Genomic DNA, 18585 nt, shown 5'->3' with positions numbered 1-18585 from the left:
TACCCGCTACATTACCTTATCAAGGGTAATGGGCAAATCACGTACCCGCTTACCCGTAGCATGATACACCGCATTGGCAATGGCCGGTGCTACACTGACAATGCCGATTTCACCCAATCCCTTCACCCCGAGTGGATTGACGATAGAATCTTCTTCATCGACAAATATCACCTCAACATCGTGTACATCGGCATTGACCGGAACGTGGTATTCGGCCAGATCATGGTTGATAAACCGGCCGTACTGGTGGTCCATAACCGATTCCTCTTCCAGAGCCATGCCTATGCCCCACACGACGCCACCCAGGATCTGACTGCGGGCGGTCTTGGGGTTCAGGATACGTCCACCGGCAACGGCAGTTACTACCCGTGTAACTTTAATGGTGCCCAGGTCTTCGTCCACCTTTACTTCCACGAATACCGCTGAGTGCGAATAAGGCGAGTAGTTTTCCTGTTCGTCCGAAGGTTTTGACTCAGCTTCTACCTGTATATTATCCTTCTTATTATCTCTTAGGAGCTGGGTGAGTGGGATGGCAACCGATGAATTCTCTTTAAGTCGCATCTGACCATCCGTGAACTCCACCTCCTCTATGCCAGCTTCCTTGAAGGGTGAGTCATCTGATTCCTGAGCCAGTTCCAGGAGTTTCTCCCCCAGCTTCTCACAGACCAACTTCACTGCCGACCCCACCGTGGAAGCAGTCCAGGACCCTCCTTCGAGGGGGGACTGGGGTAGGGACGAATCACCTAATTTGAATTCCACGGCCTCAATGGGTAGTCCCATGCACTCGGCTGCAATCTGGCTCATGATGGTATAGGTACCGGTACCAATGTCGGCCGTAGCACTACTTACCGTGAGCTTGCCTTCCTTGGTCAGGACAGCTTTGGCCCCGGACGGCTTCTGAGTAGCTTCCCAGGCTCCATTAGCCACTCCCCAACCAATCAGGTTATGGCCTTCGCGCATGGATCGGGGCTGTGGCTTCCGGTCCTTCCAGCCAAATAGTTCTGCCCCCTGACGGTAGCATTCCCGCAGCTCTTTACTGGAAAAGGGTTTATCCTCATTTTGATCCCTAACCGAATAGTTTTTCAGCCGAAACTCCACCGGGTCCATTCCTACTTTGTAGGAGAGCTCGTCGATGGCACATTCCAGGGCATAGATACCCGTTGTGCCCCCCGGAGCCCGCATATCGAGCGGAGTATACACATCCAGGCCCACCAGTTTATGGCTTACCTTCACGTTGTCACACTTATACAGTACGCCGGGCCAGATAATTACATCTTCACTGTAATCTTCAAAACGGGAGGTCTCGGCAAAGACATGGTGTACTACGGCTTCAAGAGTACCATCGGCAGCGGCTCCCAAAGACAGTTGCTGTACGGTTTTGGGACGGTGGCCAAAGGAAAACATCTGAGGTCTGGTAAGCGCTACCCGCACGGACCGTTTCAGTTCGAGCGTAGCCATCACCGCCATGAAAAGCTGGTACTGCGGTCGTAAGCCGGATCCAAAGGCTCCACCTACAAAAGGGGATAGTACCCGTACGTCTTCCTTCGCCAGACCGAATACCCCCATAATATATTCCTGGCTGTTAAGTACACCCTGTATTTTATCGTACACGGTGATACGACCATCCCCCTCCCATACTGCCGTAGTAGCATGCATCTCCATGGGGTTGTGGTGCTGGCTCGGATGCGAATACTCTTCGGCCACCTTATGTTCGGCCTCTTTCAGGGCCGTTTCGGGCTTTCCCCACGGATCGGGTGGTGTGGTTGATTTATATTCTTCCGGTACGTAGGCATTGGGTCGCTCCTTTTCAAAATCAGTAGCATACTCCTCTGTTTCGTACTCGACCTTTACGAGCGAAGCGGCATACCGGGCCAGTTCGTAGGTTTCGGCCACTACCAGGGCAATGGGCTGCATATTGAACAATACGTCCCGATTGAAAAGCGGTCGGAAGGGTGAGCCGGGAGGCGCATCCTCATCCTGAAAGCTTGTGTCGTATGAAGCCAGTTTCGGCCTGTTTTCACTAGTGAATACTTCAAGCACTCCCTCTACACGCAGCGCCTCACTAGTGTCCATCTCTTTGATCCTCCCCTTTGCTATGGCACTTGATACGACCACACCGTAGGCAAGATCCTTGACATTAAATTCGGCGGCATACCTGGCCTGGCCGGTTACTTTATCACGGCCGTCTACCCGATTTTGAGGTTTTCCTATCTGATTAGTTGCCATTGCTGTTTTGGTCTACATGAGCGGCCTGCATTAAAGCTCGTACTATGGAGCGACGCGCCAGTTCTATCTTAAAGCTATTGTGTTCGAAGCCTTTGGCCCCATGTACATAGGCATCGGCCACGGGTTGGAAGTTTTCCCGGCTGGCCTTTTTCCCAGTCAGCAAGGCTTCTGCTTCCGGGTTACGCCAGGGCTTATGAGCCACTCCCCCCAGAGCAATGCGGGCTTCCTGAATAGTATCACCCTCCATATCAAGACCAACTGCTACCGAAACCAGCGCAAACGCGTAGGAAGCCCGATCCCGGTTTTTCAGGTAGGTGTAGTGCCGGGCAAATCCTTTGGGAGACAATTCGATGGCCGTGATGATTTCATCATCGGCCAGATTGGTGTCCTTTTCGGGAGTATCACCCGGCAGGCGATGAAAATCAGCGATGGGTATGGTACGCTCGCCCTGCGGGCCGGTTACGTGAATGCGCGCCTCCAGGGCTGCCAGGGCTACTGCCATATCCGACGGATGGGTAGCGATGCAGTGTTCGCTGTGCCCCAGAATAGCGTGATTGCGGTTGTAGCCATGGATAGCAGAGCAGCCGGTGCCGGGCTCACGCTTGTTGCAGGCCGTGTGGGTATCGTAAAAGTAGTAGCAGCGGGTTCGCTGCAGGAGGTTGCCCGCGTCGGTAGCCTTATTACGCAACTGCGCCGTAGCACCGGCCAGTATAGCATGCGAAAGCAGCGGGTACCGCTGCTCTACCTGCTCATGGTAGGCTGTATCGGCGTTGGTTGCCAGCGCCCCCAGCAGGAGGCCTCCTTCGGCGGTCTTTTCGATGGTAGTAAGAGCCAGTCGGGTAATGTCGACGAGGTGTCGGGGCTGCATCACATCGATCTTCATGAGGTCCAGGAGGTTGGTGCCCCCCGCTATGACCTTGGCTCCCTCCTGTCGGCTTACTTCACTTACGGCTGATGTGACATCATCAGCCCGGGTATAGGTAAATGGCTTCATGCTTTATGGTTTCGTTCAAGGGCTTCCTGTACTACTTTCACAATATTGGTATAGGCTCCACAGCGGCAGATATTGCCACTCATCAGGTCGCGGATATCATCAAGGGTTTTCGCTTTCCCCTCGTTGATCAGGCCGATGGTGGAGCATATCTGTCCGGGAGTACAATAGCCGCACTGAAAAGCATCGTGGTCTATAAAAGCCTGCTGCACCGGATGCAATTCGCCATCCTGAGCCAAGCCTTCAATGGTTGTCAGTTCGGAGCCATCGTGCATGACCGCCAGGGTCAGACACGAATTGATGCGTTTTCCGTCCAGCAGAATGGTACAGGCACCACACTGACCATGGTCGCACCCTTTTTTGGTGCCGGTCAGGTCAAGGGGTTCCCGTAGCAGATCCAGCAGGGAGGTCCACACTTCGACCTCTAACTGCTTACTGGTACCATTAATGGTTAAAGTTATTATCTCGGTGGATACCGTGGGGGATAAGGCTTTTTCTTGCATAAGTTCAAGCGGATGGGGTAATGAGGATAGAGCCGGGATAGCGGTGCCATCCCGGCTTAGATTTACCAGATGTATCTATTGCTGTGAATTAAGCGTTTTGCCCCACGAGAGGAACACTATATATACAGAATTCCATATCCGATATATCGCCTACGGCTTCGTGGATACGTGAAGTGGTAAAAAGCAGGTTGCCCCGGCCATCCAGGGTAAAGGTATCCGCCCACTTGATCTGCTCATCCTGTACGAGTGTCTTGATATCTCCCTCCGGTGTTCGGTACACCACGGCGTTATTTTCCAGATCTGCCATGTACAGGTTTTCGTTCTGATCAAAGATCATTCCGTCCGGAGCCGGTGTTTTGCCCAGATTCTCTACCTGCTGCTCAAGTTTTTCCTCATCAATGATTTCACTGGTGAGGATGTCGGTCGATACGCGGTAGAGGTGGTAACCCGTCAGCGCATGGTAGTACAAAAATGCCCTGTCCGGTGAAAGTGCAATGCCATCGGCATGAAACTGTGGCTGTTCTCCATCACGGAGCCACTTCTCGCCCTCCACCGTCAGGTATATATCTTCGGCCTTGGTGGACGGGTGTTTATCCAGCAGCCGTCTCGGAACACCCAGCTCCATATCCAGCAATATGATGGCGCCGGTACCTGACTCGGTGATGTATATCCTATTATATTCCTCGTCAATGCGGAGGTCATTCAGGTAGGACTGTTCGGGAGCGATCTTCCGGTCAAAAACCCATTTGTTCTTCAGTAGATCCGTGGTCAGGTCAAACTCATAGAGCGTCGGATTACCTACGACACCCTTCATCTCGGGACTGGACGGGTCGAGCACAAATAGGGAATTACCGTGGGCGAATACTGCCTGTACACATGTAAATTTGTTGTCCTGCGGTGTTCCCAGCCACTGGTTCCACGACTCGTCGGGATAGGGGGTGTATTTACCCTCCTCGTCCACTTCAACCACCGAAAAGGGTACCCCCTCCCGCCATCTCGGAAAGCAGGCAAATAGTCGTCCGCCTTCGCTCATGGTCACTCCCGTTACCTGTACTCCTTTAAATGAAGCTACTTTAGTCAGTTGATGTGTTCCGGTTTGTTCTTCCATACTAGTTATCTTATGTGGATATGTACATTTAGTTTTTAAGGATATATCTCAAAAATAGCTGAGACTTGCTGTTACTTTTTAACTGCATCCAAAACCTGTACCACCTCCCTGGTGGATACTTTGTTTCCCGTTTGGGCTGCCCTAAATACGGCTTCGATAATCTGCACATCCCGCATACCCATTTCACCGGGAACGGATGTAGCCTTGTTGTTGAGGATGCAATCAGCAAAAGCATCCATCTGCCGGGCCTGCTGAGGTACGTTCTCGATGTTCATTTTACCCTGGCTGGTTGCTCCTTTCAATCCATCATAGGCATAGGCAGGCGATAGTTCAAACCATCCGTTGGCCGCTTCGCCCCGCAGCTTGTTGTATTTATCGTTGTAGCTGGTTTTACACTCGGCTACCGTACCATCCGCAAAGTGTAGTTGGAAATCCATACCTTCCTCTACCTTGTCAAACTTCTTCGGATCAGTAACGGGATGGTACTTGGCGGTTACGGCTATTGGCACCTCGCCTTTTGTGTATATAGCTCCCTGTATACAGTAGACGCCTACATCTCGCAGAGGTCCGCCCCCGCCAACGCCGCCACCCAGCCGCCAGGGGGTATCATTGCTTTGCTTTTGCCCGTTATCGGCGACTATCCGGTTTACCTTCCCCATTACCTCATTCTGGCCTAATCGCATCAGCTCGTGGTGATGCGGCTCAAAGTGGAGCCTGTACCCTATGGAGAGCTTTTTACCTGCTTTATTGCTGGCATTAATCATCTGCTGGCATTCCGCCGCTGTCATGGCCATGGGCTTCTCGCAGATGACATGCTTACCCGCCTGCGCCGCCCGGATGCTGTACTCTGCATGCATGGTGTTAGGCAGTACTATATACACAATATCAATAGCCGGATTATCCGCAATCTGGTCGAACGTTTGGTAGTTATAGACGTTCTTGTCGGGAATGTTATACTTCTTTTTCCACTTTTTGGCTTTATCGGGAGTACCCGTAACAATACCTGTCAACTGACAAAGGCTGGTTTTCTCCAGTGCCGGCCCCAGTTGTTCTTCACTGTACTTGCCAAGGCCTACCAGCGCGACGCCTAGTTTTCGCTCCGTTCCCATTCCATAAATTGAGTCCTGATCGAGTGCCGCCATTAGCTCGCCCGATGAACTACTGTATGTCCTCAATCCCATAAGTGTAGTCAAACCCGGGAGTGTCAGCGAGGCCATTCCTAACTGCCCAAGTACCTCCCGACGCGAAAAACGATGTTGATCTGAACTCATATTTGTACATGTTGTAACCTTGAATACAATAGTCCCTTACTGCTGATTTGTAACCTTTTAGATACATTAATGTTTTTCGTGAACAGCACAAACAGGTATGATTCGGAGTTGCGAAGCCCCATTAAAGTAATGGCTCTTTATTTCCTTATCGGGGTAATTACACCAATCTTGCCCTAAAGCACCCGCACTGGTACCTGTCCATCCGGGAAAGTCCACTCAGCCAGGGGCCGGAGGGGCATTACCATCAGCTCTTTAGCGTCAGTATGCTTTCTGATGTAGGGTACACCTATGTTGATCTGCTCCTGGGGGATGTCGAGCCGCAGTGTGCCGTGCAGACGGTCCCAAAGCGTACAGACCACGCTGTAGTTGCTGTCGGTTTCTTGCCTTACTACCGAATGGTGAATACCATGCATGCGGGGCGTCACAATGAAATTGGTCAGGCTACGATCTACCTTTTCCGGTAGCTTCAGGTTGGTATGGTGGAAGTTGGTAGCTCCCTCGAAGATGACTTCATACACTAGTACCTGCCGGGGCGTAGCACCTACCAGGAGCGCCCATCCTCCCCGGTACAGTACCGAGATTAGTACCTCCCCAAAATGAAATCGCAGAGCGGTAGTTACATCCAGATCCAGATCGGCGTGGTGTACCTGGTGAAACCGCCAGAGAAACGGCAGCCGATGATTGAGTTTGTGCCAGCGGTAGCTCCCGTAATCCAGCAGCAAGAAGCTTAGGATAGAGCTAAGCGGTGAAGGCAGGCGAAGTACCTGGAGCACCCCTACCTGGTACTTCTGGGCCCAGGTAGCCGCCCTGACCAGCGCCGGTATCAACGACAGACGAAGAGTAGCTACTGCCGTGGACGACACCATGGCGTTGGTTTTCAACCTCTGCCAGACAGAGTCCTTCCGCTTGCGCAGCGCGTACCGCTTTTCAGTATAAAAAAGCCCTATGACACCAATTGCCAGTATCGGTGCCCCTCCGAAATCAAAAAGTTTCCTGATCTGTTCACTGTTGCTTTTTCTCATAAGGTGTGGAGTTAGGTAAATCAGGAATCGATGTGGATCAACTGAATTTATAATATAGTAGCAGAGGAGAGGGCCGCCCTGCCATTGTTACTTACCAAACTATCCGTTTTCTAATTGGTTCGAAGCGGCTTCTCTTCCAATCTAAACCTGCTACGTATCTCATGTACTTTATATACTCAATGCCTGACTACCTGGCCACTTCCTCTTATCAATTGTCCTGTACCATAAAACTTATTGATCTATTTGACTAAGACTAGTAGCAGTTAATAGTAAACGGATCATCCTGCCAGATTAACAGTAGCTCCGGTAATACCCGATCTGGTAAATAATAGCCCCAAAAACGTGATAACTTAGGTAGAAGTGATATCTGGAAAACGCTTAACTATTCAGGTATTTCGCATCCGTCGCTCTCCAAACATCTTTCCCGACCTTCTTTAATTGTAGCCGGTGGAAAACAGCAAGACCCTATAAACATAAAGCCTAAAGAGCTGTTAATAAGTCAGTAGCTCCCTCAGGTGGCCAGAGTGGGAAGTGGTTAGGGAGAAGCTCCTGTAGAGCCAGATACAAGTACTTGCTGTTGCACCAAACCATATACCCTATGGCACTGAAGTTTAGCAATTTATTTTTTGTTGAAAAGAATACGTTCACTCAGGATAGGCAGCATGCCCACGAGGCACATCACCGTAATATAGGCTGGGTGTACTACTGTACCATGCTGCTGGGGTTCTGGCTGATTGCATCACCCCCTTCCTTTGGCTACGAGCAGTCTACCATGATCTGGAGCGACATCCTGACTGGCTTTTTTCTGATGGTTTTTAGCTACCTGGCTCTAAACCCGTACAAGCTGTGGGCGCAGTGGAGCTTGGTGTTCCTGGGAGTATGGCTGCTGATAGCTCCTATGATCTTCTGGGCTGAGGAAGAGGCGGGGTTTCACAACAACTACCTGGTGGGTATTCTGGTAGTTGTGTTCGGAATTATTGTACCGGGACAGCCGGGATTAAAGCTGTTTGAGCGACCGGGACCAGATGTACCCCCGGGCTGGAGCTATAATCCCTCTACCTGGAATCAGCGCCTGCCGGTGATCTTCCTGTCGTGGGTAGGTTTTTTTGTGGCCCGGTACATGGGTGCTTACCAGATGGATTATATCACTACCGTCTGGGATCCATTTTTTGGAGATGGAACCCGTAAAGTACTTACCTCCGAAGTATCCAAGTCGTTTCCAGTTTCGGATGCCATGCTGGGAGCATTCTCCTACGTAATGGATATCCTGTTTGGCTGCGCTGGAGGCATCAATCGCTGGCGCACCATGCCCTGGGTAGTGATCATTTTTGCAATACTCATTATACCACTGGGAGTGGTGAGTATCACGCTGGTGATCCTGCAACCCGTATCGGTTGGCTACTGGTGTACCCTGTGCCTTACCAGCGCCCTGATTTCAATGCTAATGATACCATTCACCATCGACGAAGCAGTAGCGACCATCCAGATGATGCGGGCCGAAAAGCGGGCACATCGTACATCCTACTGGACTACCTTCTGGTTTGGAGGTACAATGCAGGGTGGTAAGGAAGAAAGAGCTAAATCACCGGCTGCTTTAATGGAATTTACGGGTCGCGAGATGTTCCATGACCTTACACTCAGACCCTGGAACCTGGCACTGGCCTTGGTATTGGGTGGCTGGGTTATGTCAGCGTATAGTACATTAGGGTATCAGGGTACTATTATGTACAGTGAAAATATTACCGGATCCCTCATCATTACCTTTGCCGTCATAGCCATGTCCGAGGTAGGCCGGCCATTGCGTTTCATCCTGATGCTGTTTGGCCTGTGGCTGATTGCGGCCCCCTGGATAGTAGGTACCGAGGAAAATGCCGCCTTGTGGAATGGAATGATCTGCGGAGCCATATTAATTCCTCTGGCCTTACCCAGGGGGAAGGTGGAAGACAAAAGAGGAAGTATTGATAAGTACATTATCTGAAGCTATTTTACAATTCACCAGTACATCAGAAATCAGAGAGGCCTGTGTTGTAAACAACACAGGCCTCCCCGGTACTGGTACGGATGGCTATTACGCTACGTCACATATCTGAATGCTCTGCTTGAGCGAAGCGAGTTTATCAGCCCGCTTGGGAATAAATTCCTGTGCTACAAAGCCTTTATAGCCAGTATCCACAATGGCTTTCATGATAGCAGGGTAGTTCAGCTCCTGCGAGTCATCAATCTCGGCCCTGCCTGGTACTCCACCTGTATGGTAGTGGCCAAAGTACTGGTGGTTCTTCTTGATGGTGGCAATGACATCACCTTCCATGATCTGCATGTGGTAAATGTCGTACAGGAGCTTGAAGCGTTCCGAGCCAACTCTTTTGCAAAGTTCCACGCCCCATGCTGACTTATCACACATGTAGTCCGCATGGTTGACCTTGCTGTTAAGGAGCTCCATGATCATGGTGATCCCGTGCTTTTCGGCCGAAGGCATGAGTCGTTTCAGTCCGATGGCTGCATTTTCGAGGCCCTTCTCATCAGACATGCCGTTCCGGTTGCCCGAAAAACAAATAACTGTATTATAACCCGCTTCGACCAGTTTAGGGAAGAGGGCTTCATAACTCTTTACCAGTTCGTCGTGATACTGCGGATCATTAAATCCTTTGGTGATACCCATACCCGCTCCATTGGGAAGTGCACAGGTCAAACCGTACTTCTTCAGAGTAGGCCACTCATTGGGTCCCAGTAGCTCTACGGATTGGATACCCATGGCTTTGGCTTCCCGACAAAATTCATCCAGAGGAATTTTGTTATAGCACCAGTGGCATACGGAGTGTCTGATCTTGCCGTTCAGTTCAGGACCAAGTGCTTTTTCTGATGCAGCAAATGCTTGCGACAGGGTCAGCGGTGCCGAAAGGGCGGCCGCACCTCCCACTATATTCTTAAGTGCGGAACGGCGGTTTGAGGTTGATTTCATGCGTTGTATAGGTATAACTAATTGGTTGCTACTGCACAATAAAGTGGTACTTCCAGGTACCTCTCATCGGCACTAGTTAAAAAAGGGTAGGGATGAGCCTTATTTACTGTATTTAATACAGGAATTATATTGGAGCGACAAGAAGCTTCACCCGACTCATCCAATCCAAAGACTATCCGGGCAGTTATAACTCGCTGCGGCAGGTACAGCTTTTTTAGACCTGTAGTACTTTGAAGTTAACCGCACGCCTTATGAAGAACCTGACCATATTTGGGAAAGAAATCATTGATGAAAATTCCATCCGGCAGATCCAAAACTGCCTTTCGGATGAAGATATAGGCGTACTGACTGCCGACGCCCACTATGGCTACGGACACCCCATCGGTGGAGCTGTGGCCTATAAAAATAAAATCTCGCTCTCGGGAGTAGGGTTTGATATAGCCTGTGGCAATAAAGCCGTCCGTACTAATCTGCAGGTAAAGGATATAAAGATACCCAGGGTAATGGACGAAATCTTCCGGCGTATATCCTTCGGAGTGGGCCGCCCTAACAACGAGCCGGTAGACCATCCGGTGCTGGAAAAAATTGCGCACGCTGAATTCAAACCCCAGCGAAAGTTCTATAAAGACCTCGCCAAGCCCCAGCTGGGTACCGTGGGCAGCGGCAATCATTTTATTGATCTGTTTGAAGATGAGGAAGGGTACCTCTGGATTGGGGTACACTTCGGATCCCGGGGCTTTGGCCATCGTACCACTACCGGCTTCATCGCCTTATCACAGGGTATGTCTTTTACGGACATGGGTAAGGAGGGATCCATGGATTCGCCGCCTATTCTGTTTGATCTGGACTCTGAAATTGGTCAGGACTATATTGAAGCCATGAACCTGGCAGGAGAGTACGCCTACGCTGGCCGCGACGCGGTGGTAGATAAGGTACTGGAAATCCTGGACCATCCGGAGGTAACCTTCTCGGTACATAACCACCACAACTTTGCCTGGAAAGAGGAGCACTTTGGTGAGACCTACTGGGTCGTACGCAAGGGCTGTACCCCTGCTTTTCCGGGACAGCTCGGCTTCATCGGAGCTACCATGGCCGACACCTCCGTGATTATCGAAGGGGTAGATTCGGAAGAATCCAAAAAAGCGCTGTACTCCACCGTTCACGGCGCCGGCAGGGTGATGTCACGTACCCAGGCCGCCGGTAAAATGAAATGGATGCGGGACAAGAATGGAGTAAAAAGACCCACTGTTATTACGCAGGGCAAGGTCAATTTTACTGCTGTAAAGGAGTACATGACCCAGGCCGGTATAGAACTCCGGGGAGCAGGACCTGACGAAGCCCCCGAGTGTTATAAAAAACTGGAAGAGGTATTAGGCTACATGGGTGACACCATTCGGGTACTGCACCGGCTGCGACCGGTAGGAGTAGCTATGGCGGGCATGGAAGTATACGATCCGTACAAGGACTAAAAACCAGGAAGGGTACCTCGGTAGGTACCCTTCTTGCTTATGATGAAGTACTTTATCGGGTACGGTAAAGGGTTCCTTTCTCAATGGTGAAGAGATAGTTATTCAAAGCTGCCAGATGCGTCATCTCCGAATAAATCCCCTGTTCGCCTACCTGCTCGTAGTTACCCAGGTTATTTGTTTTGTACAGGGTACCATTGGCTTCAACACTCCACAGAAAGCCACGGTCACTGGTCCATCCAACCGTTTCCTGCCAGTCACCCGCTTTACCTACCTGTACCCATCGCATCGACTTGGGGTTGGTACGGTACAGGGTACCTTCCTCTACCGTCCATAAGTACCCATCCAGGGCTGCCAGTAGTGATGCATCTTTGAAGCTACCTGCCTCACCCAGTTGTTTCCAGTTGCCCTCCTTATCCGTCAGGTACAGCGTACCGTCGGTTTCAATACTGTACAGAGCGCCATTCATGGCTACCATCGCAACGGTATTTTTCCAGTCCTTACCCAGCTTCTCCCAGCGGAGGCTGCGTGTGTTGGTCCGGTATAATGCCCCGTCACCTTCCAGGGTAAACAGGTAGCCATCCAGTCCGACCAGAAACCTGACATCATGAAAACTTCCTTCTCCGGCCAGTTTCTCATACTTGCCGTTTTCATCGGTTTTCCATAATGTACCGTCGGTTTCAATGCTGTACAGATAGCCATTCATCGCGACTATATCAACCGTGTTTTTCCAATCACCCGCTTTTCCAAGCTGTGTCCAACGGCTACTTTGAGAAAGGGAATGGAATGGCAGGTGAAGAATAAAGAATAGAAAAAAAATGGGAGGTAATGCTTTGCTCATTTAAGTGATGATTAGAGGGTTATGAGTATTAGAACCGCTACAAGTTATAATAATTTTAGATTGAATTATTATAATCGAATAGAATGGTGCTTTGGTAGGTAGTTTGACAAACAAAAACGGAAACGCCTTGTTGAAAAGGGTAGACTTACAAAATCAAAGTAGTAATTGATTGCTATTTATAAAAGGGTTAGGAATGTGCTAAAAAAGGAAGCCGACTGGCTTCCTTTTTTGTTTCGCGCGTGTCGTACCTACTGTATAGGGAGGGCAATGGTAGGGTACTTATGTATGTGGTCCTACCTCAGCGATACCTGTTCATACTACGGCAGCGATAATTCATACTCTAAGGAAACTATTTTACTATATTACGCGTAATTACATTATATGTATGTACATATATTTGTAAGCATCATTACCCGAACACACGAATACGATATTCAGTAAAATAGAATTAACCCTATATCATGAACCGGCTATCTGAATTCAGGAACTTTACTTCGCAGCTACCCCGCCAGGAGCAACTCATGCCCGTCCTCTTTATCGGGCACGGATCTCCCATGAACGGCATTGAAGATAATGAGTTTAGCCAGCGCTGGCAAAGAATGGCCGCGGAGATACCCGAGCCCAAAGCCGTGGTAGTGGTGTCGGCGCACTGGCTGTCTCGGGGTACCCGAATCACCGCCATGAGTTTTCCCGAAACAATTCATGATTTTGGAGGCTTTCCGCCCGAGCTGTTTGCGGTACAGTACCCCGCTCCCGGCGATCCGCAGCTAGCCCAGGATATCAGTTCGCTGGTCAGTTCTGTACAGGTAGAGCCTGATCATGACTGGGGTCTCGACCATGGTACCTGGACCATCATCCGGCATATGTACCCCAAGGCCCATATTCCTGTCCTTCAGCTTAGTATAGATTACACCAAGGGCCCCCGCTACCACTACGAGCTGGCCCGCGAGCTATACGATCTGCGGCGTAAGGGAGTACTTATAGTAGGCAGTGGTAACATGGTGCATAACCTTCGGATGGTGTCGTGGGAGATGATTCGCGGGGGCGGCTACGACTGGACGCTGGAACTGAACGAACGTTTCAAGCAGCTTATCAGCCAGGATGAGCACGATCCATTGATCAACTACCAGAGCCTGGGTCGGGAGGCCATGCTCGCCATCCCCACTCCCGAGCACTACTTACCCCTGCTGTATACTCTGGGGTTGAAAGGAAAAGACGAGAAGGTATCTTTCTTCAACGACAAAGCCGTTGGTGGCTCATTGACCATGACTTCGGTCAGGATAGAAAGCATTTAAAGCTAAGGTGAGCAACTCACCCTTTTTTAATCAGGTTGGATTTTTTTACAGCAGGCGTCATGAGAATTGAACGCCTGCTGTTTTTTGTAAGTACCAGCGGGTCATTCTGTGCTGAGTCTACTTCCAACCAACCGTACCTTTGATGCATAATTATCTACTTATTGCCTTACTGATTCTGCAGGTGTTGATTGCTTCACCTGAAGCAGCAAAGGCCCAGTCTAACCCAGAGCTTACTGTACAAGGTACCCAGATCCTGATGGATGGTAAGCCCTTTCCTTTTACTGGCATCAGCTTTTTCAATGCCATCTTCAATCCGGCTTTCAACAAAAGCTCCACTGACCGAAAGGTATGGCTTAGCAAGTTTGAGAAGTACGGTATCAACGTGTTGCGTGTGTGGGGCCAATGGGACAACAAACTGGGATTTGTGGATACCTGCCCCACCTGTACGCTCTACAACACCGACGGAAGCCTCCGGCAGGAGCACCTCACTACCCTAAAGAACATCATCCGGGATGCTGCCGAGCAGGGTATGGTGATAGAACTCGCGCTATTTGCCCGTGTGAGTTATAATGATAACATCAGGCTGGACCAGCAGTCGGCGGATAAAGCGGTGGCAGCCCTAACGAGGGAGCTACTCCCCTACCGCAATGTAGTGCTGCAGGTCTGGAACGAGCACTCCGACCGTGTACTGGACCACCTCAAAACCATCAAAACCCATGATCCCAAACGCCTGGTCACCAACTCACCTGGCTATGGCGGCGACCTGGGGGATGAAAAGCAGAACCAGACACTTGACTTCCTGACTCCGCACAGCAGCCGTCAGTGGGTAGGTAGGCATTGGGAGGTAGCCCCGCTGGAGATTAAGTACCTGCAGCAGCGCTTCAAAAAACCGGTGGTAGACGACGAACCGGCCCGCAATGGTACGGCAGAGTTTGGAGGCCCCGCCGAAACGCCCTCTCCCTTTGATCAGATCCTGCAGATCTACCAGGTATGGCAGGCCGGTGGCTACATTGTGTACCACCATGATATGTTTCAGAAAGGCTACGGACACCCCTCTATTCCACCTTCGGGTATCCCTGATCCTGAGCACAATCCCTACCACCGAACGGTATTTGAATTTATTGCCAAAAGAGCACGGTATACCCCTTGATCCATAACTCAACCTGCTATTTCTTTTCTGATTCCAGAAACGCTAGCAGGTCCAGCAGTTCTGACACCGTTAGCTGATTCTCCAGTCCTTCCGGCATCAGAGAGGTCTGGTTCATGCCATACTCGGCTACGTCTTTTTTACTAAACGACCGGAAGCCAGCCGCCTGGGTATAGAGTTCTATTTCCTTATCACCCACGTCAATTTGCCTCCCCTGGTGTACCTCTCCATTGTGGAGCCTGATGTACCAGCCCTGCCATTCTGGACTTATCTCTTCGGACGGATTTATGATGGCCTGCACCAGCTGCTGACGGGTTTTGGATTTACCTACGTTGGAGAGTTTTGGCCCCAGATCACCTCCTCTGCCCTGAATAGCATGACAGGATGAGCAAACCGCCTGAAGTGAATAAAACACCCTCCGGCCCCGCTCGGGGTTTCCACCCTGCTGCAGCGCAACCTGCCACACTTTAGCAGTGACCGGACGTGCGGATGGAGCCGCCGCAGAGGTCAGGGTTAATCCTATCATTTCGGCTACGGGTGAGTTATTTTGTTTTCGTAGAGTGGTATACTTCCGTTTTAAGGCTTGCTGCACTTTTGGGTTAGTGGCATATCCACGCAGATACCGCACAACTTCAATCTGTATATCCTGTTGAGGATCATCCAGTAATGCCAGTACACTGGCTGTATAATCAACGGGTTGTCGGGTTAGAGCCAGTAGCGCTTCAGCCCTTACCTGCACCGGAACAGTGGTACCGGTGACTACTTTTAGCAGCTGTGCTGCTACGGCTTCATCCGGTACGGTAGCTAAAGTCCGGATTGCTTCAACCCTGAGCTGAGGATCATGTTCCTGCTGCGTAAGGGCTGTAAGTACTTGCATTTGCCCCGCCGGGTTGGGCAAGTACCTCACAGCCAGAGCCCGTAAGGCAGCCGGACGCTTTGAATCCTGCACAAAGGTCTCTACGAAGTGCTCGGGCAGGCTACGCTTGATTGACTTAGCATAGCGCTCAGTCTGGTGGTGATAGGCACTGATAAAATCGGGCGACAGATGTGCTATTGTTTCCAGGTATGTTTCGAACAAAGCAGGCGTAGCGGTACCCACCGCCAGCGCCTGATCCACATCCGCCCGCAAGTCTGACAGTCCCTCCTGCCCGATCCACCGGAGGGCTTGTTGTCGGATGCGCTGATCGGGATCGCGTAGCAGACGCCGCAGGATTGGAATCGCCTCTGCATATTTTCCTTTCTGTAGGGCCAGCATAGCTCCTAACCGTACATCCGGCTCCGGGTCTTTGATGGCTCCAATAACCTGCGGATGAAAGACCGGACGCGCCAGTACCTGAACAGCCGCATGTCTCAGAAAAGGATCTCCAGACTGGAGCTTTTTTATGAGATATTCATAATCGGCTTCTAAATTGGTGGCATACACCTGCGCTAATTCATCACTACCCACTATTGTCTGTGAATTAGTCAAAACAGGATTAGGCTTAACAACCTGTACTGCTGGTTTTGACTTGAGGCGCCAGATGCGCCCGCGACCGTGATTGGGGTAGTCACGCAGGACCCAGTCGGTGAAGTAGATGGTACCCTTCCGATCCGTAGCAAAAGCCACCGGTCGAAATTGCTGATTTCCCTCTACTATTACTTCGGTACTTCCGGTCAGAGATACGCCCTGTGGTTTCAGACCAATCCTGACGATACGGCTTTCTTCCCATATACTCGCCAGCATCTGCCCCTGGTAATCGGCTGGTAGAGCGGCCGAAGTGGCCTCAAGTAGTCCCGATGGTGCCTCTCCCAGACCTACCGCAAAGGGAAGCGTACCGGGTAGTTCGCCGTTCCAGGACAGGTATGGATGTATGCCACTCCCCCCGTAGAGGGATTTGTAGCCGTAGTCGCCACCCGGTACTACGTGTACCAGCCGATTAGGTCCGCGGCTATCGGGGTCGTTGTCAGCGGCCAGCAAGTGCCCCATACTATCAAACTTCAGGTCCATGGGATTCCAGAACCCCGTAGCCACTTCTTCCAGTTGTGTACCATCCGGCCGCGCCCGCACTATATTCCCGCCATCTCCATATCCTCCTACGGTGGAGCCGTCCGTACCTTTCAGTTTCCAGGCAGCGCCGCTGGTGTTCCCGCGGGAAATGTACATCCAGCCATCCGGCGAAAACGTGATACCCAATAAGGCGGCATGGGCATAGACAGAAGCCGGCTCTACCAGCTCCAGTACCTTTTCTCTCTTCTCACTTACACCATCCTTATCCTCGTCGTACAGGGCCCATACTTCCCTGGAAGTTACGGCATACAGGTGACCCGCGGGTGAAAAAGCCAGATTAAGACTTTCTTTGAGCCCCTCCGCAAAAACCGATACGTTGTCTGGAAGTCCATCCGCATTCTGATCAACAAAAACCTTGATGACATCCCCCTTAGGACCTCCGTAGCCCGAAGGTGGCAGGTGGGTATGCGACTCAAGTACATATATCCGATCCAGGCTGTCAATGGCGATACCAATGGGAGTGACGATTTGAGGGTCCGAGGCAAACAGCATCAGCTCCAGCCGGTCATCCAGTACCCGGGGAACTTCCGTGTCAGGTACAGCAACGGAATTTATGGTCCTAAACCCAAACAGGTATCCGGCCAGAAGCAACAGGGTGCATAAGGCGGCAGTGGGCATGATCCGTAGCCGATGGAAGATTAATTTTATTCTGCGCATACAAGTGGAAATTGCCTGGTAGTACGAGTACTGTTGGTGAGTCTTTCCATGGGGGCGCTACCGTTCGTACTTCTGGAACAAATGGTAGGCTTTCCGGAGGTCTTCTTCCAGGGTCTGCTGGTTTTGTGGAGGGGCCATTTCAATCAGCAGGTAGCCGGTGTAGCCGTAAGCCAGCATTCGCTCCACTACCCCGGCATTGTCCGTAACGCCTTCGCCGTACCTGACTACCTTATGAATGCCCTTGCGCTCGGTATCTTTCAGGTCAATATGGAGGATACGCGAATGAAACCGCTCAACTACTTCGTACAGATCTACGTTAGCCCCGTCGAAATGGGCGTTGTCCATACACATGCCTACGTTGGGTGACGCAATGGCACTAAACAGCCGGTCATAGTCTTCTATAGTCTCCAGGTTGTTGTTGGCGTGGTTCTCCACCAGGATCAGCATCCCCATTTCCTCCGCTGCCGGAGCCAGTTCCTTCAGTACTTTGATGATGGCATCCAACCCTCCCTCACTCCCCCTGCCCGTCCCGGTAAACTTCACCCGGTTGCAGCCCAGCTTTCGGGCCGCTTCCATGTTCCAAAGCTTGTGCGTCACATCCTTTATGATGTTACCGGATGCTCCAAATGAACTGCCCTGGACACAGATGGGCTTCAGCCTGTGCTGCTGGCAACGAGCTTTGATGCTCTGGATGCCTGCGGGTGTCAGGTTCCGGGCGTACCAGCAGTTAAATTCCACATTCTTATAGGGGAGCCTTGGAATCATGGCGAAGGCCGGTTCAAAGTTCATATCCCCGAATCCGTCGCAGGTAATGGTGGCTATGGCAAGTTCTACCTTTTTAGGTTTAGATTCTGACAAGGTCAGGGGGGCGTTCAGGTCCGGTACGTCCACCATACCCAGCCCGGTCACACCCAGGCCGGCTGTTTTAAGAAAGTCTCGACGGGAAGATTCCAGCATTTTAATTACTAGTAAGCCGTTAGATAATAACTTAAAAAGTAAAAGGCAGAAAATTTTTACTTTCAGCCCTCTGAACGACTCACTATACACACTAT

At 51.0% G+C, this 18585-nt stretch carries 14 protein-coding genes; 4 read left to right on the top strand and 10 right to left on the bottom strand.

Annotation, left to right across the window (positions count from 1 at the left end):
* Positions 1 to 6 precede the first annotated feature (6 nt).
* The 6 genes from JTN23_RS19870 to JTN23_RS19845 form a co-directional block, all read right to left on the bottom strand.
* On the bottom strand, positions 7 to 2226 hold the full coding sequence (locus JTN23_RS19870; RefSeq protein ID WP_247236787.1) for a xanthine dehydrogenase family protein molybdopterin-binding subunit: 2220 nt from the start codon (positions 2224 to 2226) through the stop codon (positions 7 to 9).
* Positions 2216 to 3220: an FAD binding domain-containing protein gene (locus JTN23_RS19865; protein ID WP_247236786.1), complete on the bottom strand. Its 1005-nt coding sequence runs from the start codon at positions 3218 to 3220 to the stop codon at positions 2216 to 2218. Before JTN23_RS19865 ends, JTN23_RS19870 begins: the two co-directional genes overlap by 11 nt.
* Complete coding sequence (locus JTN23_RS19860) at positions 3217 to 3720, bottom strand: (2Fe-2S)-binding protein (RefSeq protein ID WP_247236785.1); 504 nt, start codon at positions 3718 to 3720, stop codon at positions 3217 to 3219. Before JTN23_RS19860 ends, JTN23_RS19865 begins: the two co-directional genes overlap by 4 nt.
* An 88-nt stretch (positions 3721 to 3808) precedes the next feature.
* Positions 3809 to 4828, bottom strand: coding sequence for an SMP-30/gluconolactonase/LRE family protein (locus tag JTN23_RS19855; protein ID WP_247236784.1), 1020 nt, complete (start codon positions 4826 to 4828; stop codon positions 3809 to 3811).
* A 71-nt stretch (positions 4829 to 4899) separates the two neighbouring features.
* A complete protein-coding gene (locus tag JTN23_RS19850; RefSeq protein WP_247236783.1) occupies positions 4900 to 6099 on the bottom strand; it encodes a Gfo/Idh/MocA family protein in 1200 nt (399 codons plus the stop codon).
* 173 nt (positions 6100 to 6272) lie between these two features.
* Positions 6273 to 7121: a sterol desaturase family protein gene (locus tag JTN23_RS19845; protein ID WP_247236782.1), complete on the bottom strand. Its 849-nt coding sequence runs from the start codon at positions 7119 to 7121 to the stop codon at positions 6273 to 6275.
* A 598-nt stretch (positions 7122 to 7719) separates the two neighbouring features.
* Between JTN23_RS19845 and JTN23_RS19840 the strand changes: the two genes are divergently transcribed.
* The gene (locus tag JTN23_RS19840) at positions 7720 to 9099 is read left to right on the top strand and encodes an SPW repeat domain-containing protein (RefSeq protein ID WP_247236781.1); all 1380 of its coding nucleotides are present in this window, start codon (positions 7720 to 7722) and stop codon (positions 9097 to 9099) included.
* Positions 9100 to 9189: 90 nt separating this feature from the next.
* Here the strand turns inward: JTN23_RS19840 and JTN23_RS19835 are convergent, their stop codons facing one another.
* Complete coding sequence (locus tag JTN23_RS19835) at positions 9190 to 10080, bottom strand: hydroxypyruvate isomerase family protein (RefSeq protein WP_247236780.1); 891 nt, start codon at positions 10078 to 10080, stop codon at positions 9190 to 9192.
* Between the two features lie 251 nt (positions 10081 to 10331).
* Between JTN23_RS19835 and JTN23_RS19830 the strand changes: the two genes are divergently transcribed.
* Complete coding sequence (locus tag JTN23_RS19830) at positions 10332 to 11549, top strand: RtcB family protein (protein ID WP_247236779.1); 1218 nt, start codon at positions 10332 to 10334, stop codon at positions 11547 to 11549.
* 52 nt (positions 11550 to 11601) lie between these two features.
* On the opposite strand, the gene JTN23_RS19825 is transcribed toward JTN23_RS19830, so the two are convergent.
* Entirely contained in the window at positions 11602 to 12252 is a 651-nt protein-coding gene (locus tag JTN23_RS19825) for a hypothetical protein (protein ID WP_247236778.1), read from the bottom strand.
* Positions 12253 to 12848: 596 nt separating this feature from the next.
* Between JTN23_RS19825 and ygiD the strand changes: the two genes are divergently transcribed.
* The gene (gene ygiD / locus JTN23_RS19820) at positions 12849 to 13682 is read left to right on the top strand and encodes a 4,5-DOPA-extradiol-dioxygenase (RefSeq protein ID WP_247236777.1); all 834 of its coding nucleotides are present in this window, start codon (positions 12849 to 12851) and stop codon (positions 13680 to 13682) included.
* 142 nt (positions 13683 to 13824) lie between these two features.
* Entirely contained in the window at positions 13825 to 14832 is a 1008-nt protein-coding gene (locus tag JTN23_RS19815; protein WP_247236776.1) for a hypothetical protein, read from the top strand.
* A 16-nt stretch (positions 14833 to 14848) separates the two neighbouring features.
* Here the strand turns inward: JTN23_RS19815 and JTN23_RS19810 are convergent, their stop codons facing one another.
* Positions 14849 to 17533: a PVC-type heme-binding CxxCH protein gene (locus JTN23_RS19810; protein WP_247236775.1), complete on the bottom strand. Its 2685-nt coding sequence runs from the start codon at positions 17531 to 17533 to the stop codon at positions 14849 to 14851.
* Between the two features lie 57 nt (positions 17534 to 17590).
* Positions 17591 to 18490: a sugar phosphate isomerase/epimerase family protein gene (locus JTN23_RS19805; protein ID WP_247236774.1), complete on the bottom strand. Its 900-nt coding sequence runs from the start codon at positions 18488 to 18490 to the stop codon at positions 17591 to 17593.
* Positions 18491 to 18585: the final 95 nt, after the last annotated feature.

Source organism: Telluribacter roseus (assembly GCF_017355915.2).
Taxonomy (GTDB): Bacteria; Bacteroidota; Bacteroidia; order Cytophagales; family Spirosomataceae; genus Telluribacter.
Note: the sequence above shows the minus strand (reverse complement) of the source record. Positions and strands in the feature narration are given on the sequence as shown.

Bases quoted from the DNA above. Each gene is read 5' to 3' on its own strand.
- JTN23_RS19870 (WP_247236787.1), bottom strand. From the start codon at position 2,226: ATGGCAACTAATCAGATAGGAAAACCTCAAAATCGGGTAGACGGCCGT.
- JTN23_RS19865 (WP_247236786.1), bottom strand. From the start codon at position 3,220: ATGAAGCCATTTACCTATACCCGGGCTGATGATGTCACATCAGCCGTA.
- JTN23_RS19860 (WP_247236785.1), bottom strand. From the start codon at position 3,720: ATGCAAGAAAAAGCCTTATCCCCCACGGTATCCACCGAGATAATAACT.
- JTN23_RS19855 (WP_247236784.1), bottom strand. From the start codon at position 4,828: ATGGAAGAACAAACCGGAACACATCAACTGACTAAAGTAGCTTCATTT.
- JTN23_RS19850 (WP_247236783.1), bottom strand. From the start codon at position 6,099: ATGAGTTCAGATCAACATCGTTTTTCGCGTCGGGAGGTACTTGGGCAG.
- JTN23_RS19845 (WP_247236782.1), bottom strand. From the start codon at position 7,121: ATGAGAAAAAGCAACAGTGAACAGATCAGGAAACTTTTTGATTTCGGA.
- JTN23_RS19840 (WP_247236781.1), top strand. From the start codon at position 7,720: ATGGCACTGAAGTTTAGCAATTTATTTTTTGTTGAAAAGAATACGTTC.
- JTN23_RS19835 (WP_247236780.1), bottom strand. From the start codon at position 10,080: ATGAAATCAACCTCAAACCGCCGTTCCGCACTTAAGAATATAGTGGGA.
- JTN23_RS19830 (WP_247236779.1), top strand. From the start codon at position 10,332: ATGAAGAACCTGACCATATTTGGGAAAGAAATCATTGATGAAAATTCC.
- JTN23_RS19825 (WP_247236778.1), bottom strand. From the start codon at position 12,252: ATGAATGGCTATCTGTACAGCATTGAAACCGACGGTACATTATGGAAA.
- ygiD (WP_247236777.1), top strand. From the start codon at position 12,849: ATGAACCGGCTATCTGAATTCAGGAACTTTACTTCGCAGCTACCCCGC.
- JTN23_RS19815 (WP_247236776.1), top strand. From the start codon at position 13,825: ATGCATAATTATCTACTTATTGCCTTACTGATTCTGCAGGTGTTGATT.
- JTN23_RS19810 (WP_247236775.1), bottom strand. From the start codon at position 17,533: ATGCGCAGAATAAAATTAATCTTCCATCGGCTACGGATCATGCCCACT.
- JTN23_RS19805 (WP_247236774.1), bottom strand. From the start codon at position 18,490: ATGCTGGAATCTTCCCGTCGAGACTTTCTTAAAACAGCCGGCCTGGGT.